This is a genomic window from Edaphobacter dinghuensis (assembly GCF_014640335.1).
Taxonomy (GTDB): Bacteria; Acidobacteriota; Terriglobia; order Terriglobales; family Acidobacteriaceae; genus Edaphobacter; species Edaphobacter dinghuensis.
In genome coordinates, this window is the sequence record NZ_BMGT01000001.1 from 51,101 (window position 1) to 68,206 (window position 17,106).

Annotated in this window: 10 protein-coding genes; 6 read left to right on the plus strand and 4 right to left on the minus strand. The window is 53.1% G+C overall.

What is annotated here, in order from left to right:
* Positions 1 to 9: 9 nt before the first annotated feature.
* Positions 10 to 3,834 carry an outer membrane beta-barrel protein gene (locus IEW09_RS00190; protein WP_188552172.1) on the minus strand — a complete coding sequence of 1,275 codons (3,825 nt, stop codon included), beginning with the start codon at positions 3,832 to 3,834 and terminating at the stop codon, positions 10 to 12.
* Positions 3,835 to 4,197: 363 nt separating this feature from the next.
* Positions 4,198 to 5,370 carry a substrate-binding domain-containing protein gene (locus IEW09_RS00195; protein WP_188552173.1) on the minus strand — a complete coding sequence of 391 codons (1,173 nt, stop codon included), beginning with the start codon at positions 5,368 to 5,370 and terminating at the stop codon, positions 4,198 to 4,200.
* Positions 5,371 to 5,672: 302 nt separating this feature from the next.
* Between IEW09_RS00195 and uxuA the strand changes: the two genes are divergently transcribed.
* The gene (uxuA, locus tag IEW09_RS00200) at positions 5,673 to 6,899 is read left to right on the plus strand and encodes a mannonate dehydratase (protein WP_188552174.1); all 1,227 of its coding nucleotides are present in this window, start codon (positions 5,673 to 5,675) and stop codon (positions 6,897 to 6,899) included.
* The gene (locus IEW09_RS00205) at positions 6,886 to 7,644 is read left to right on the plus strand and encodes an SDR family NAD(P)-dependent oxidoreductase (RefSeq protein ID WP_188552175.1); all 759 of its coding nucleotides are present in this window, start codon (positions 6,886 to 6,888) and stop codon (positions 7,642 to 7,644) included. Before uxuA ends, IEW09_RS00205 begins: the two co-directional genes overlap by 14 nt.
* On the opposite strand, the gene IEW09_RS00210 is transcribed toward IEW09_RS00205, so the two are convergent.
* Positions 7,639 to 8,547: an SMP-30/gluconolactonase/LRE family protein gene (locus IEW09_RS00210; protein ID WP_188552176.1), complete on the minus strand. Its 909-nt coding sequence runs from the start codon at positions 8,545 to 8,547 to the stop codon at positions 7,639 to 7,641. The two genes, IEW09_RS00205 and IEW09_RS00210, sit on opposite strands and share 6 nt — an antisense overlap.
* Positions 8,548 to 8,585: 38 nt before the next feature.
* Entirely contained in the window at positions 8,586 to 9,827 is a 1,242-nt protein-coding gene (locus tag IEW09_RS00215; protein ID WP_188552177.1) for an aspartate aminotransferase type Ic, read from the minus strand.
* A 224-nt stretch (positions 9,828 to 10,051) separates the two neighbouring features.
* Here IEW09_RS00215 and IEW09_RS00220 point away from each other — a divergent pair, with 224 nt between their 5' ends.
* From IEW09_RS00220 to IEW09_RS00235, 4 genes are all read left to right on the plus strand, one after another.
* A complete protein-coding gene (locus IEW09_RS00220; protein WP_188552178.1) occupies positions 10,052 to 10,762 on the plus strand; it encodes a glutamine amidotransferase in 711 nt (236 codons plus the stop codon).
* A gap of 52 nt (positions 10,763 to 10,814) precedes the next feature.
* Positions 10,815 to 11,597 (plus strand): TIGR03435 family protein, encoded by a 783-nt coding sequence (locus tag IEW09_RS00225; protein WP_188552179.1) that lies wholly within the window; start codon positions 10,815 to 10,817, stop codon positions 11,595 to 11,597.
* Positions 11,598 to 11,759: 162 nt separating this feature from the next.
* A complete protein-coding gene (locus IEW09_RS00230) occupies positions 11,760 to 14,789 on the plus strand; it encodes a TonB-dependent receptor (RefSeq protein ID WP_229738965.1) in 3,030 nt (1,009 codons plus the stop codon).
* Positions 14,790 to 14,813: 24 nt separating this feature from the next.
* The gene (locus IEW09_RS00235; RefSeq protein WP_229739109.1) at positions 14,814 to 16,901 is read left to right on the plus strand and encodes a VWA domain-containing protein; all 2,088 of its coding nucleotides are present in this window, start codon (positions 14,814 to 14,816) and stop codon (positions 16,899 to 16,901) included.
* Positions 16,902 to 17,106 lie beyond the last annotated feature (205 nt).

Sequence of the window (17,106 nt, forward strand, 5' to 3'; positions counted from 1 at the left end):
TGCTACCAGCTAGAAGACAAACTCCGCACCGACCCGGATGATGCGTGATATCCCCGCAGTCTGTGATTGATTGAACTGGCCGAAGCTCGCCGATGTCGTTGGCGTCACCGTACCCGTAACGTTGGAGGTTGTAATTGAGCTATCGAGCGAGTGGTTGACGCCGTAATAGACCGGGTGGTTGAAGACATTGCTGAAGGTTGCGTTGACATTCATCTGGTAGCGCTCATGGAACGAGACCCCTTTAGTGAAGGCCATATCGAAGAGCGCCTCGCGTGGGCTGCGTGCGTTTGCCAATAGACGTGGGGCGTCGCCGAGAGCTGGATTGTTGATTGAGCCAGGAACAGCAAACGCCGCGGGGTTGAGATAAGGAGTGAATTTAGAATTCAGTGCGTTCTTCTTCCAATTTTTGTTGAGGAGAGGAACCCCAGGAACAATATTGGGACGAAGAGTGTAGCCCGAAGGAAGTGCGTTGGCAGTGCAATACTTCGCGGTTCCGCTGGCGGTGCAACCATTGGTTCCAGTTGGGGTGATCGAGACAAAGTAGCCCACTGTTCCGAGTGTCACCGCATTAGGAAGGCCATCTGCATAAGTAGCGATACCGGAGGTGGAGATATTGCCAAATAGTTGGTTGAGCAATCCGTTGTGAGCATCGAGCAAGTGACCACGGCCAATCGGCAGATCGTACGTGTAGCCCACCTTGAGTCGACTGGGTTGATCGAAGCTGGCCACAGACCACTCCGCATAAGGGTTATAGGGATTTTGTGGAGGCGCAGAGCCGAAGCCGCCACTGTTCGCTCCGGTATTTGTATCCGGCACGTTGTCGAGTGTCTTCGACCAGGTATAGTTGGCCAACACGGAGAGACCGTATCCAAAGCGCTGATTCACACTCAGATAGAGACCGTTGTACTCCATTGTGCCGCCACGCGGATAGATCTCAGGAAGCGACTGATTGTAAAAGTTCTGGTAAGGATTCAGCAGTTGCAGGTTGGTCTCCGATACAAGAGCACCGTTCTGCGTGATGCCATATTTGTTAGGAGAAGACGCTCCAAGATTCTGGTGGGTTTGCACAGCATTGACAATCGTCCCAAAACCCGGCACGTTGAGCGCATTTGTAAATGGCCCAATCAGATGAGTGCCCTTGCTTCCGTTGTACGTTGCCTGCAAAACCGTGCTCTGAGCAGGTTGGTATTGCAAGGTAAACGACCAGCTCTGCGTATAGGGAATAGAGTTATTCTGCGAGACAAAGACAGGCGATAGCCCCGTGGAATATAGGATGGGACCACGGTTCCCTGCCAGCGAAGTGTAAGCAGAGGTAAGCGTGCCGACTGGATTCGTTATGTAGTTGACTGTTGAATTTGCCGTGACGCCGCCGCTCTGGTTGCCTACAGACTGAGAAGCAACGTTAAAGTTGGGGTCGGGAATATTCTCGTACCCTGTAAGCGGAAGCCGCTGGAGCGTATAGGCTGCACGCACGGTAGTGCGAGGAGTTGGCGCATAATCGATGCCGATGCGAGGTTCAAACCCTTTGTAGTTGATCGGCCATAGTGTCCGTGGGTTGCCACAGGCGTTTGAAAAACAGTACGCAGTGGTAGTTGGAAGCAGGTTATTGAGATTACCCGGAGTAGTGAGATTAATATAGGCTTGATTGTTGTACTTCTCCATGCGCGGCGTCTCTAGCTCGTAACGCAGACCAGCATTAATCGTCAGCTTCGGCGTAATGCGCCAGTCATCCTGGAAGTAACCGGCATAGTAGCGCCAGCGATAGTAGCCTGGAACCTCAACAGGTGTATTACTAAAGGCTGAGATAGTGCCGAGGATGAAGGTTGCCAGCGGTGCACCGCCCGTTGAGCCATTGTTCGTCTGCGCACCAAGGAAGTTATATTTTCCGCCAGTCGCTCCGCTGAGATCGTACTGATTCGATTGGATCCAACGAATATCTGTACCGAATTGGAACAAGTGCTGCCCATGTGTCCAGGTGACATCGTCACCAGCGATAAAGTTCTGATCGACTTGAATTGCGGCGGTTGCAGTACCCATTTGCATGGTGTAACCGACACCGTTCTGATTGAGATTTCCAAGGCTGGGAAACCCATATCCAAAGGACGCCGGAGTAAGTCCGTAAGCGGCAGCAAAGTCCTTGGTCTGCGTGATGGGAGGTGGAAGTCGTTGCTGATTTACTCGCATAAACGAGTAGTGAAAGCTATTAACAATACTATTCGAAAACGTGTGGGTATAACCCAGCGCGATGTCATGCGTCCGAGCTGAATCCATTGGCACGATCGTCAGCGGGTTTGAAGGCGAGACTGCGAAGAACCTGTTGGCAATAACAGGAATAACCGTGTACCGGACGAAGATCTGATCCGTATTGCTGAAGTGATGGTCAAATCGCATGGAGTAGCGATTGTCCACATTCTCGACACCGCGCTGATAGGTAGCATTGGTTCCATCATTTTGCGAGGTAGCATCGGCGTTATCGAACTTTACGAACGGCCCCGGATTGCTGGGCGTCGGAAACTGCGATAAGACATACTGCGCGAATGGATTCTTGGCAAGCTGCGCGGATACATCGTCGTTCGGAATCGCGCGGATCTGCGAAGCGTCATAGGGGCCGTTGGGAAATCCGTCGGCATTGACAACGGATTGGTAGTTGATAGAGCCGATGCGCGGAGCAGCGAGAGCAGCGGCATAGCCTGAGGACTTAAGGACACTTTGATTCAACAAAGCAAGCGAGTTGTGAAGATGGCCTGCAAGTTCGTCTGGCGTGGGGAATATGCCGCGAAAGCCAAAGGAGTTCTGCATACGTGCCGGTTCGACACCGATGAAGAAAAAGGTCTTGTCGCGATGCGGATACAGCTTGGGGATCCAGACTGGGCCACCGACATAAAAGCCGTAATAGTTCTCATGCAGCGCGTTGCGTGCAGTGTTTCCATCAGGAAATGCATTGAAGAAAGGGTCGGTGTGCCGATACGTAACGGCGCCATGATAGTCCTTCGTTCCGGGGGCGCTGCTCTGCACGATAACGCCTCCGCCGGTGCGACCGTAGCGGGCGGAGAGGCCCGTAACGATCACCGTAGTCTCTTGTACCTCGCGGCCGGAGAGATTTACCCCGGTGCGAGCATAACTGGCCTGCGTCACATCGGAACCATCAACAACGACAGAGCTGGTACCTGGAGGTGCTCCGCCTACGATAATGCTGGCCCCCGGCACAACATAGCTCGTATAGGCACTAGGATTTTCCGTTGAGATTCCGCCTGGCTGCAGCGTGTCCCCCTGCACTCCCGGAACAAGCAAAGACGCCTCCAGAGAGCTTCGTTCGGGGTAAGGAAGATTTAAAACCAGATTGTGGTCGACAGTCGTAGTCACGTCCGATTCATTCTTGCTTAACAGATCAGCGTCCGCATTAACAGTGACCACAACATTTGTCTTACCAACAGCAAGCGACACGTCTACGGTAGTGAGACCAACACCAGCAACGGTGATGGATTTTGTTGACGTCTGCTCGAAGCCTTCTTTCGAGACATTAACGGTGTACTCACCAGGGTTGAGAGCTGAGATTTGAAAGACGCCCATACCGTTCGTCACTGTACTTTGGCGTACACCGGTGGAATCACTAATGACTTCAATATTGGCGTGAGAGATAACTGCACCGCGAGAGTCCCGAACGGTGCCTCCGATGGATCCCTGCCCGGTCTGTGCATGCAAGGTTGCGGGAGCTGCAAGAGTAACCACAGTCACTACAGTGCAACGCAGGGCCAGCCAGAGGGCTGCCTGCAGCTTGCTAGGCACTTTGCCGCCATTCCCTTTGGCGATCTTATTCTTGCTTGTTGTATACATTCAGCCTCCTGGTAGCTGATACAAACTCGAATACTGGACGCAAGCAATCTCCACAGTTCGCCTTTAAGCAGATTGCTGAAAGATAGCCTCTTGTCCGATTCCGAAACACTTTGTACGCTGCACTGCAAAATGGAGTCAATGAAGCAGATTAGGTTAAACGCAAGCAGAAGATCGTTTCGCAGAGTGCAACAAAGTTAGCACCGAAAGATGCAGCGTATGGAGAAGCAAATAAGTTGAAATCAGCTTGATCTATCGAGATAGAGGTATAGACAGACACCCTACAAATGCCCAGAAAAGCTCTCACAAAAGAGAGTTATCTTGTTTCGCTGAATGAAACGAAATTCATTCACAAGAGGACAAATCTTAGCCGCGAGTGGGAGCGCTCTTCATCCATACGTCGTTCGGATAAATCTTATTGACGTTCTCTGCCGTGATGAGCTCATGTTGTACGAATACCGCAGGAGCTACAGCCTTGTGCTTGAGAATTTCCAGAGCCACCTGGATGATGCGTGCTCCATAAGTCTCAGGAAAGTACGCGACAGAGCAGATAAGCCGAGAGGATGATCGGCGCATCTCTTCTCGTGCAGCGAGGCTGCCATCCTGACCCGCAATCGCGCAAGAGCGCTCGAGACCAATCTCACGAAAAGCGTGCAGTGCCGCGAGTGCCGTGGAATCGTTCACTGCACCAACAAGCGCGCGCTCTGGCCGTTTGCGTCGTAGATGCTTCCGCACGATGTCCAGCGTCGCTTCAAACTGTCCACCCTTGGTGTCATAGTGATGCGTTGGAATACTGCGGCCATTGGGAAGAAGCTCGACGATGCCATCGACAACGCCGGTAAGACGCGCATTCAGGAGCGGCCCCGCCGCATCGACACCGAGAAGGATGAGTTGCTCGGGGTTAGCCTTCCAGTGGCGTGTAGCCCATTTGGCCAGATACCGCCCTGCCATGCGGCCGGCCTTGTAGTTATCGGCGCCAAAATAGACAGCGCCGGGATGAGGAATATCGAGCGCGATAAATGGAATATGAGCATCCGAGAACTTCGCTGCTATCTGTGCGGCAACAGCGACATTGATCTGCGAATCGACAACAAGATCGACTTTCTCGGAGATGAACTTATCAGCGTTCTGCAGCGCAATCTTTGGGCTGAATTCGTTATTCGCGATCAGCAGATCGATATTCGCCGCATTTGCCGCCACTACCAGGCTATCCGTGACGGTCGCTGTAAATGGAAGCAAATTACTTTGCGATGCGTAGCCAATGCGAAAACGCCGAGTACGAGACATTTGTACAGAGGAGCGATAGCCTTGTTTACCGGCTCGCTCAAGGAGACGGGTCTCCACCAAGGTTTCCAGTAATCGAAAGGCAGTGGCCTTATGCAGATTGGCGCGGGCAGCAATAACGCGGAGGTCAAGCACCTCCGACGTCGACGTGAACGTATTGAGAATAGCTACAGCTCGCACAACTGCCTGTATGGTGTATGAGCGTTTGCGCAACGTGGTTTCAGTCGACGCTATTGTAATATCACGTTTCGTCATGTGAGACTCCCAATCAGCGTACTGCAACACGACACAGCCGCAGTTCGCTGCTCTCGAATTGGTTGCTTAATTCTTTTCTTCCCTTGCCAGTGTCGAGATTACATAATGTTTGACCAAAACGGAAAGTCAAAATGGAAGTAGAGACTGTCAGCAGGAGAATGCGAAAGATGTAGGATTCTGTTTCACAGAACGAGACGATTTCCTTATCCTCGATTATTGCTTTCAATCAAGTTTAAGACGACTAATATGACCACGTTGTTTTGGACGCAAATACGGTGCAAGTCCGACTATAAAGGGTGAGTATGAAGCAGACCTGGCGCTGGTTTGGGCCCGATGATCGAGTCACGCTGCGAGACGCAAGAGAGGCAGGCGCGGAGGGTATTGTTACGGCGTTGCATGAAGTTCCCGCTGGCACAGTATGGCCTCTTGAACAGATCAGACGGCGAAAGGAAGAGATTGAAGCGGCTGGACTGCAATGGAGCGTAGTTGAGAGTCTCGATATCTCCGAGACAGTCAAGATGCGCGCGCCAGGATGGCAGCGGGATGTGGAGAACCTAAAGCAATCTTTGCAAAATCTAGCGAAGTGTGGCATCCGCACAGTGGCTTACAACTGGATGCCTCTCTTCAGTTGGATGCGAACACATCTGCATGCACCGGCCCCCAACGGCGGTTTCACGACACGCTTCGATGCAACCGCATTTGCGGCGTTCGATCTCTACCTGTTAAAGCGCAAGGATGCCGAACGTGAATGGGGCGAAGATTCGAGCCGCAAAGCATATGCATATCTTCAAAACCTCACGGAACCGCAGCGGGAGGAGTTGCAATCGACAATTCTGTACGGGCTTCCAGGAGGCAATGGCAACCACACGTTACAGACGGTTCGAGAGGCTCTGACATGGTATTCGGAGCTCGGAGAGATTGGCTTTCGCGAGAACGCCGGCGATTTCTTGCGCTCGGTCTCTCCTGTTGCCGCAGAGCTTGGGATAAAGTTGTGCGTGCATCCGGACGATCCGCCACGGCCGCTGCTCGGTCTGCCACGAATTGTAAGTACGGCACATGACCTGGAGTGGCTACTGGCACAGTCTGACCTGGATGCAAATGGGATCACCTTTTGTACCGGAGCTCTGGGCGTCAGGGCGGACAACGATTTGATTACAATGGTGCGGCGTTTCGCTCCACGAATTGCCTTCTTTCATTTGAGATCAACCCAGCGAGAGGGAACACTCGAAAACGCGATAGGTGGAGAGATGGAAAGTTTTTTTGAAGCAGAGCATCTCAAAGGTGATGCAGATTTGATTGGGATCGTTATCGAGATCGTCAAGGAAGAGCGACGGCGCAGCGCACATGGAGATTCCATGCAGATTCCTTTTCGAGCCGATCACGGACAGGAGCTTCTCAATGATCGCGAGCGGGGGGCTGCTCCTGCTTATCCAGCTGTGGGGCGGTTGCGAGGACTTGCAGAGCTTCGGGGCAGCCTGCGCATGGCAGAACGTCTCATGATGGAAGTTGGGCAAAATGGAACCTTATAGCGGAAAGAGTGCGATCGTCTTCGGGGGATCGTCAGGCATCGGGCTCTCTACGGCCAACCTCCTTCGCAGACGCGGCGCCAGAGTCACCATTGCAGACCTGAACCCTCCTGCAACGAAAGACAGCATCGATGGCATCTCCTGGATTTGCTGCGACGTCCGTGAGCAGCAACAGGTTGAAGCAGCAGTACAAGCAGCGACAACAGAAGATAGCCTGCATTGGCTGGTATACAGTGCCGGCATTCAACACTACGGTACGGTCATTAAGACATCGGCTGATGAGTATGACCTTGTACAGGCAGTGAACGCTCGCGGTGCCTTCCTCGCGGCAAAGGCATCTATTCCACAAATGCGCCAGGGAGGCGCTATTGTGCTGGTGTCGTCTGTTCAAGCGCTTGCGTGCCAGGAAGGAGTGGCCGCTTACGCTGCAAGCAAGGGAACGCTGGAGGCTCTGACGCGCGCCATGGCTGTGGACCATGCGGGGGACAATGTACGCGTGAACTCTGTGATGCCAGGCACCGTTGATACGCCGATGGTGCGCTCGTCGGCCAATTCGTTGCGCGGCAATGGACTCGTGGAACAGGTGTTGGAGGAGTGGGGAAAGTCTCATTTGATCCAGCGAGTGGCACAGCCGGAAGAAGTCGCACAGGTCATTGCCTTCCTGCTCAGCGACGAGGCGTCGTTTCTAACTGGATCTTCTTATCGTGTCGATGGAGGACTGCTGGCGCAGTTGCCCGTGCGCTTATAGCCGAAATAGATTGGATGGAAGCCCAGCAACCCCCACCTGCATGCAGAAGAGCGCGCCGCCGAGCCCGCCCTCATCGATATCAGGAGCGATTGCCGAGGTAACATAGAGGGTCTTAAGGTCAGGACCACCAAACGCGCAGGTGGTTGGATTCTTTATGGGAGCCTCGATGACTTCTGCCACCGAACCATCGGGAGCGAAGCGCACGATCGAGCTACCGCCATATCGACAGTTCCATAGATAGCCCTGCGAATCTACAGCAGAGCCATCGGGCAAGCCTCGAGGGAAGTCCTTGGCAAAAGCCACAGGCTGAGTAGAAGGACCTATATCGCGATCGAACTCACAGGTATAGATCACGTTGCGGAGTGTGTCCCCGAAGTAGAAGGAATCACCATACGGAGACCAGGCCACAGTATTGGCTATGCCAATGTCAGTGTGCCAGACTTTTATTTGGCCATTTACTTCAAGAGATAACAACTCACCCAGATTTTGAGTGACAGGAATACTTCCCCCATCATGCAAAACATTGTTTTGCATGGTACCGAACCAAAGGGCGCCGTCGGGACCTACTCGTGCATCGTTACATCGCGTCATAGGCCATGTGGGAAGTTGAAATAAAGTGGCGCTCCGACGGTGAAACTGTGTGCTCCACAGAATAATCTGGCCGCCGAGAACGATGAGCAACTGCTCGGGGTCTTGCGTAAGAGCCACAGCAGTTACCGGTTCGTCGAACTGCCATGTGTCAATGCTCGAACCTCTAAGCGTATATCGATGTAGCAAGCGCCGATTAATGTCGGTCCAGTAGACAGAAGCTTCCTCCGGATGCCACACTGCGCCCTCGCCGCAGATATCGTTAGCTGCGGCGAGGCAGTGCATCTCACGTTGATTGCCAGGTCTCGGATTCACCAATAGGGCTCTTTGGATTGCGACGGTTAGAACTGCGCTTACTTGCTTTGAAGCTTCTCTTCAGCAGCAAGTCGTACGCACAATGCCACAGCCTTTGCCGCTTGCTGAACCTCGGCGAGGCCAGGAAATGACGGTGCGATTCGAATGGTCCGGTCCTCAGGATCTTTTCCATAAGGATGGGTTGCACCAGCAGGCGTCAGAACGACTCCAGCATCTTTAGCCAACGCGACAACCCGCTTTGCACAGCCCGAGGCAACGTCCAGGCTGATGAAATATCCTCCCTTGGGCGTGGTCCACGACACATCTTTAAGGTTCGATAGCTCGGCCTCGAAGACATCCAGAACAGCCTGGAATTTGGGGGCCAGAAGCTGTCGGTGCTTTTCCATCAGAGCTGCAATACCTACTTCGTCCTTTAAGAAGCGCACATGGCGCAACTGATTGATCTTGTCAGGCCCTATGGTTCGTGGAGTCAAGCGCGTCAACAGCCACTGGATGTTCTCCTTGGACGCAGCAACGGCAGAAAGACCGGCACCGGCAAATGTGATCTTAGAGGTAGACGCAAACACAAATGCCCGGTTGGGATTTCCCTTTGCAGCGCAGCGCTCCAAAATATTGGCGATTGAAATCTTCTCTTCGGTAAGGTGATGCACGCCATAGGCGTTGTCCCAGAAGATGCGGAAGTCATTCGCAGCGGTCTTCATACCTGCCAGCCGCTCCACCACGGAATCGGAATAGACCGTGCCGGTGGGGTTGCTGTACTTGGGGATGCACCACATGCCTTTGATGGACGAATCCGAAGCCACCAAGCGCTCCACTTCATCCATGTCCGGCCCATCTTCCTGAAGACGGATGGGAATCATCCGGATGCCGTAGTCCTCGCAGATTTTAAAGTGCCGGTCGTAGCCGGGGACTGGGCAAAGGAAGGCAATTTCACCTTGCTTCGACCATGGCTCGGAGCTATCACAGGTCCCTTTAAGGAGCGCAAAGGCAACATGGTCATGCATCAATGCGAGGCTGGCATTGTTACCGATGACGATCTGTTCCTGCGGGGCTCCCAACAGGTTTGTAAATAAGCGACGCGCCTCGGGCAGCCCTTGCAATCCGCCATAGTTGCGGGTATCGGTCTTGTCATCGGCAAAAAAATCAGACCTGCCGGGAAGATCGAGAAGCTCTACGCTGAGATCCAGTTGCTGGGATGATGGTTTTCCTCGCGTCAAATCCAACTTGTACCCAAGTTGTTGGAGAGCGGAATAATCTTTCTGAATCTGAAGCAAGGACATAGCTAACTCCTGTGATAATTGAGAAAGGTCAAAAGGCACTGATTCTATTGTCAATCACAGAACGGGATCATGCGTTCCCTACCCCACTCTTTGATTGCGATAATATCCACGGCGCTCTATAGAGCGCACTTACGCCTCTTGATTGTCCTATCGGCTTCAGGAGAGCGCAGCCTGTCTATATAGACAGGCTATCAAATTGCAGCACATCCCTTAAGGAGGATGGATTGCGAAAAGTATTGGCGCTGGTTCATCTCGCATTCGAGGACCTTGGCTCGCTCGGCACAGAGCTGTCGCAGGCCGGTTACACCATTGACTACATCGATGTCTGTACTGCGGATCTGCGGACAATTGATCCTCTGGCACCCGATCTATTGGTCATTCTCGGCGGCCCAATCGGCGTCTATGAAGGTGAGGCTTATCCTTTCCTTCATGCAGAGATCGATTTGATACGCTCCCGTCTTGCAGAAAATTTGCCCATGATTGGCATCTGCCTCGGGGCTCAATTGATTGCGGCGGCCTCCGGAGCTTCGGTCTACCCGGGGAGGCAAGGCAAAGAAATTGGATGGGCTCCTATCCAGGCAGCGAGCGATGCTGCGCGCCACCCTTTTTTCTCGGAACTGCTCGTGCCTGAATTACGTGTGCTTCACTGGCATGGCGATACCTTTGACTTACCGGCCAATGCGCAACGACTCGCCAGCACGGCCTCCTATCCAAATCAGGCTTTCGTGATCGGAAAGCACGCATTGGGGCTTCAATTTCATCCGGAGGTCATGGCTCAAAATCTGGAGCGATGGTATGTAGGTCATGCATGCGAACTGGCTCATGCTGGCATCAGCGTCACCCAATTACGCGAAGACAGTCGAATCTTCGCCCCCCGACTAGAGATCGCGGCTCGTCGCTTTTGGCAAAACTATCTCAGGGAGATGGCTACTTAAAGCAACGCCCCGATATCTTTTGAGCACATCTTCGAAAGGGCGATTGTTCTGAATGATGACCGGATGGAGTGCAGCGAATCATCAGAAGCAACTTCTGTTAGCCATCGGCGGCGTAACTTTCGCATTATGGAGCGGAGTAGCCGGCTCGATTTCTGCGCAAGTGCCGGTGACTGCTCCCTCGTTCGAGGTAGCATCCGTGCGGTCGGTTCCAGCTGGGCAGGGATACACTTCGATCAGCCCATCGGGAAATAGACGATTTAGTGCAAAAAACGCCTCAATGAAGCTTCTGATTGAGCTAGCCTTTGGAATCAACGATGATCAAATCGCAGGGAAAAAGCTAGAGTGGATTGATTCGGAACTGTACGACATCGAAGCAGCGCCCGAGGGTGATGTTCCTCTGAGTTACGAAGAGTTGAGACTTCCCTTACAGCACCTTTTAGCGCAACGGTTCCACCTGACATTTCATCGCGAGTGGAAAAACTTGCCGGGTTACGTCTTGGTCATCGCCAAGGGTGGATCAAAACTCGCGGCGAGCAAGGAAAGCTCTGCGTCCGGATATATCTTCCAGAATGGAATACGAAGTCCAAGTATCTCTATGAAAAGTCTAGCTGCAATGCTGGCTCATCCATTAGGGAGACCTGTTCTCGATAAGACGGAGCTCACCGGCAACTATGACATTCGGCTGAGCTTCGCGCCGGATGGATCAACAGATTCTCCGCTTCCATCGATCTTTACAGCAGTACAGGAGCAATTGGGCCTGAAGCTGGAACCCCAAAAGGTGCCTGTGGAGATGCTGGTCATCGATCACCTTGAAAAAACACCGTCCGCAAACTAAGCACAGCCTTAATTTGCAGAAACGATAAAGATATTCGAATTGGCGCATTCGAGGTCTTCTTTGGATATGATGGTCATCAATTCGGTACCGCCAAAAATTGATCATTGAGGGGCGAATTTGATTTCGCGGGACCTTATGAAGCTGGTGCGTCTAGGACTGTGCATGCTTGTACTGATGGCAGCATTGAGCACAGCAATAGCTTCGGAGTACCACGGGGTTGTCATCTCCGGCGACCTGCCGGTACCGGGTGCGACAGTGACGGTCATGCAGGGTGGCAAGAAGTTCGTTGCAGTAACAGATCTGCAAGGCTTCTATTCCTTCCCTACCCTTGTCGATGGTCCGGCAACGGTCAACGTGGAGATGACAGGTTACGCGCAGGTCAAGCGAGAGATTGCAGTTGCGCCGAATGCTGCTACGGACAAGTGGGAGTTGCAGCTACTGTCATTGGAGCAGATGAGAACTACATTGAAACCTGTATTAAGTACGGGTATTGCGGAAACACCGATACAAAGCGAGCCAAAGAAGACAGGCGAAGCCCCCAGGCAGAAGGGCGAGACTGCCCCAGCCTCCGACGAGGTTGCGCAGCGCGCCGCAGAGGGATTGCTGATCAACGGTAGCGTGAATAATGCTGCAACTTCTCAGTTCACATTGGCACAGCGGTTTGGCAATACTGCCAGCGGGAGGGCTCTATATAACTTCAGCCTCAATGTAAGGCTCAACAACTCGACGTTTGACGCCAAATCATACTCACTAACGGGTATCGACACTCCCAAACCCGATACGAGTCAGATTACTGGAGGATTTGCATTACAGGGCCCCTTGAAGATTCCAGGGCTGCTACGCAATGGACCTAATATTTTTGTGGGATACCAACGAACACGCGATAGTACCGCCGTTACAACGCCAGGTTTGGTACCGGACATAGCGGAGCGGAATGGAGACTTCTCCCAGGCCGTAAATGCACAGGGTCAGCCAGTTGTGATCTACGATCCAGCGACAGGACAACCGTTTCCTGGCAACAAAATCCCCATCAACCCACAGGCACAGGCGTTGCTCAATCTCTATCCTCTGCCGAACTTCAGCGGAAGCACGCAGTACAACTACCAGATTCCGCTTATAACGGATGCGCACAAAGACGCATTCATCTCAACTGCAAGCAAAACCATCGGACGCAAGGATCAAATTACTGGCACCTTTGCTGCGACGAGTACGCGTAACAGCAGCACCACTTTGCTGGGTTTTGTAGACACCACCGACGGGCTGGGAATGAGCAGCAAGATCAATTGGGCACATACCTTGAATGCTCGCCTGCGAATCAATCTTGGCTATCAGTTCAGCCGACAGTCCACGCGTCTGACGCCATACTGGGAGAACCGCGAAAATATCTCAGGCAACGCAGGCATTACGGGTAACGATCAGACGCCGACGTACTGGGGACCTCCGACGCTCAACTTTTCTCGCGGCCTAACATCGCTAACCGATGGCCAAAGCTCATTCATCCGCAATGCCACTAATGGCGTCTCTTACATCATGAGATGGAACCACGCAGCTCACAATGTCTCTGGTGGATTCGATTTTCGGCGTCAGCAGTTTAATTATCTGTCCCAGGCAAACCCTCGCGGCACCTTCAACTTTACCGGCGCTGCCACTGCGGGCAACACGACTAGGGGAGGATCGGATGTTGCAGATTTTCTGCTGGGGATTCCCGACGCAAGCAACATCGGATTCGGAAACGCGGATAAATATCTGCGCCAATCTGTCTATGACGCTTATCTAGTCGACGATTGGAGAGTAACTCCACAACTTACGCTCAATGTCGGTGCGCGTTGGGAATATGGTGCGCCGATAACAGAGTTGAAGGGGCGTCTGGTTAATCTGGATGTTGTTTCAGGATTCTCAGCGATCGCGCCCGTACTCGCAAGTGATCCGGTAGGAACATTGACGAGGCAGCGCTATCCAACATCGTTGATGCGTCCAGATCGCAATGGCATAGAGCCTAGAATCGGAATGTCATGGCGCCCGATTCCGGGGTCATCGATGGTAGTCAATGCAGGATATGGTGTGAACTATGACACCTCCGTCTACCAGGGGATCGCAATCCAGATGGCACAACAGGCACCGCTTGCCAAAAGCCTGACGGTGCAAAACAGCGCAGCCTGTCCATTAACGCTGGCAAATGGCTTTGAGCCGTGCTCCACGACAACAGCACAGACCTTCGGTGTCGATCCAAACTTTCGCGTGGGCTATGTGCATACATGGGACCTGAAGGTGCAGCGGGATCTACCGGGATCGCTGCAGATGGTCGTCACCTATCTGGGCATCAAAGGAACGCGCGGTGTGCAGGAATTTCTACCCAACACCAACCCTTTGGGAGCGGTGAATCCATGCCCGAGCTGTCCCACGGGATTTGAGTACATGGTCTCAAATGGTAACTCCACGCGCGAATCGGGACAGATCCAGTTGCGACGACGGCTGCACAGCGGCTTTACCGCATCCTTGCTGTACACCTTTTCAAAGTCGATCGACGACGATTCTGCGCTCGGCGGACAAGGGGCCGTGAGCGATAGTTCAAGCAGTTCAGGCACAGAAACACAATCGCAAACTCCTGCTACGATCGCGCAAGATTGGCGCAACTTAAGCGGTGAACGCGGGCTCTCGAACTTCGATCAGCGTCATCTGCTCAATGTACAAGTGCAATATACGACTGGAATGGGCATGGCCGGAGGATCGCTGATGAGCGGGTGGAGAGGCAGGCTCTACAAAGAATGGACTATACAAACGCAGATCATTGCAGGCAGCGGCCTGCCGCAGACTCCCATTGATTCTTCAGTCGTGGTCTCTGGCTATTCGGCCTTCGTTCGACCGAGCGTGACGGGAGAGTCGCTCTATGCTGCGCCTCCAGGGCTGTTTCTAAATCCAGGAGCGTATAAGGCACCTCCATTAGGTCAATGGGGCAATGCGCGTCGAAATTCAATCACAGGACCAAGCCAGTTTTCTTTGGATGCTTCGATGGTCCGCACCTTCCGCCTGAAACCGAAGGTGAACCTCGATCTGCAGATCGCTGCAACCAATGTTCTGAACCACGTTACCTATTCCACCTGGCAGAGCTCCATTACCAGCACGCAATTCGGATTGCCCGCAGCGGCAAATTCGATGCGCAGCTTGCAGACTTCTCTGCGCCTGAGGTTCTGACGTATGCGATTGCTGCTCATCATAATGCTTTTGGGAACGCTGACTGCCGGAGCGCAGGTGGTAGGCCAGAATGCGCAGCCGACTGGAGGCAATGGGGTGTACACCATGTCTGTCAGCACGAAGCTGGTGGTCGAGGCAGTGAATGTCAAAGACAAGCAAGGTAAGTCGCTCAGCGGGCTTACCGCGAAAGATTTCACAGTAACCGAAGACGGTGTGCCGCAACAAATCAGCTTCTGCGAATATCAAAAACTTCCTTCAGCTCCGCCTGTTGCTCCTGCTGTGCCCGAGAACATTACGGTTTACAACCGCTTGGCCGTGACCCAGATTGCAGCGGAAAAGCCGGGCGATGTGCGCTACAAGGACCGCCGGCTGATTGCACTTTACTTCGACCTCACCGCGATGCCGCCTGACGATAAGCTGCGCGCACTGGAAGCTGCTCAAAAGTTCATACGGACCCAGATGACGTCATCGGATTTGGTGTCGATTATGCGCTACAGCGGTAGCTCAGTCGACGTCCTACAGGACTTTACCGACGATCATAATCGCCTGCTGAGCATATTGGAGACACTGATCGTAGGTGAAAATCAGCAGAGCGAGGACATCACAGATGATGCGGACAGTGCCGATACCGGTGCGGCATTTGGCCAGGACAGTGGAGAGTTCAACCTGTTCAATACTGATCGGCAGCTCTCCGCACTGCAAACGGCAGCCAAGATGCTGGGGCATCTGAGCGAGAAAAAGGTACTGGTCTACTTTGCCAGCGGGATGACGCTTCATGGTATCGATAATCAGGCGCAACTTCACGCGACGATCGATGATGCCATTCGGTCGGGCGTATCGTTCTGGCCGATAGACGCACGCGGATTGGTAGCCGAAGCTCCACTAGGTGATGCAACGCAGGGATCGCCTGGCAATGCCGCCATGTACTCGGGCACAGCCGCGCTGGCGGTGACGACGCGCATGCAGCAGTCGCAGGATACGCTCTATGCATTGGCCGAGGACACTGGCGGTAAGGCGCTGCTCGACTACAACGACCTGACACGTGGCATCGTACAGGCGCAACAAAACATTACAAGCTATTACATCCTCGGCTACTACACGAACAATACAACGCTGGATGGAAGATTTCGGCATATCAAAATATCAGTAAACCCAGAGCTTGCCGCAAAGCTGGATTATCGGCAGGGCTACTATGCGGGCAAGGTATTCGCGAAGTTCAACGATGCCGATAAAGAACGTCAACTGGAAGATGCGCTGATGCTGGGCGATCCAGTAACAGATCTCACGATTGCAATGGAGATTAATTACTTTCAGTTGAACCGGGCAGAGTACTTCGTTCCGGTTGTAGTAAAGATTCCAGGCCGAGAATTGGCGCTGGCCAAGAAGCGCGGAGCGGAACATACGCTCATCGATTTCCTTCTCGAGGTGAAAGACGAGCTCGGCGGCAATATGACCGTCGAAAACATGCGCGACAACGTAAACATCAAGCTCAGCGACGAGACAGCGGCAGAGCTGGCCAAACGCCCTGTCGAATACGACACAGGTTTCACGCTGCTGCCGGGCAAATACAGCATCAAATTCCTCGCTCGTGACGACGAGACGGGCAGGATTGGAACCTTCCAGACACCGTTCGTCATTCCCAACCTCAACAAAGAAGAGAAGAGGATAGCGATCAGCTCTGTGGTACTTAGTGGCGAGCGCGCTGACCTAAAAGAGGCTATCTTCAACGCGGCCAAAGCAAAAGAGAGAGCTAAAGACGAAGCAGCCAACCCGCTCGTTCTGAATGGGCAGAAGCTGATCCCAAGCGTAACCCGGGTATTTAGCAAGAGCCGCGATCTTTATGTCTACCTGCAAGCCTATGAACAGGGCGTGACCGAGGTCCAGCCGCTGATCGCGTTTGTGAGTTTCTATCAAGGACAAACTAAGGTGTTCGAGACCCAACCAATGGAGATGACGAGTGCTATGAGCAACTCGCTGAAGACGATGCCTCTGCGCTTTAGCATTGGGCTGAGCCATCTTCCCGCCGGCGACTATAACTGCCAGATAACCGTACTCAATCCTACCGGACAGAAAAGCGCGTTCTGGCAGACGCCGATCACTCTGGTCCCGTAACAGCATCCCGTCTTGGCATCGCTACACCAGCTCGTCATCTGCAGAAACGGGGCGCTAGCTTACTTCTGCAATATCGGCAACCTTTGCTTTGTAATTGACGATGGTTTGACCTTTATCTAGTCTCATCGGTATTAGATTTCATACCTGAGTCGCTCTTGCATAACGACTCAGACTCGCCTTTCCACTAGTTATCGATGTTGATCCG

What these genes read in the sequence shown, in the direction of transcription:
- uxuA (WP_188552174.1), top strand. Translation starts at nt 5,673, where the DNA reads ATGAAGCAGACCTGGCGCTGGTTTGGGCCCGATGATCGAGTCACGCTG.
- IEW09_RS00195 (WP_188552173.1), bottom strand. Translation starts at nt 5,370, where the DNA reads ATGACGAAACGTGATATTACAATAGCGTCGACTGAAACCACGTTGCGC.
- IEW09_RS00230 (WP_229738965.1), top strand. Translation starts at nt 11,760, where the DNA reads ATGCTTGTACTGATGGCAGCATTGAGCACAGCAATAGCTTCGGAGTAC.
- IEW09_RS00205 (WP_188552175.1), top strand. Translation starts at nt 6,886, where the DNA reads ATGGAACCTTATAGCGGAAAGAGTGCGATCGTCTTCGGGGGATCGTCA.
- IEW09_RS00225 (WP_188552179.1), top strand. Translation starts at nt 10,815, where the DNA reads ATGATGACCGGATGGAGTGCAGCGAATCATCAGAAGCAACTTCTGTTA.
- IEW09_RS00235 (WP_229739109.1), top strand. Translation starts at nt 14,814, where the DNA reads ATGCTTTTGGGAACGCTGACTGCCGGAGCGCAGGTGGTAGGCCAGAAT.
- IEW09_RS00215 (WP_188552177.1), bottom strand. Translation starts at nt 9,827, where the DNA reads ATGTCCTTGCTTCAGATTCAGAAAGATTATTCCGCTCTCCAACAACTT.
- IEW09_RS00190 (WP_188552172.1), bottom strand. Translation starts at nt 3,834, where the DNA reads ATGTATACAACAAGCAAGAATAAGATCGCCAAAGGGAATGGCGGCAAA.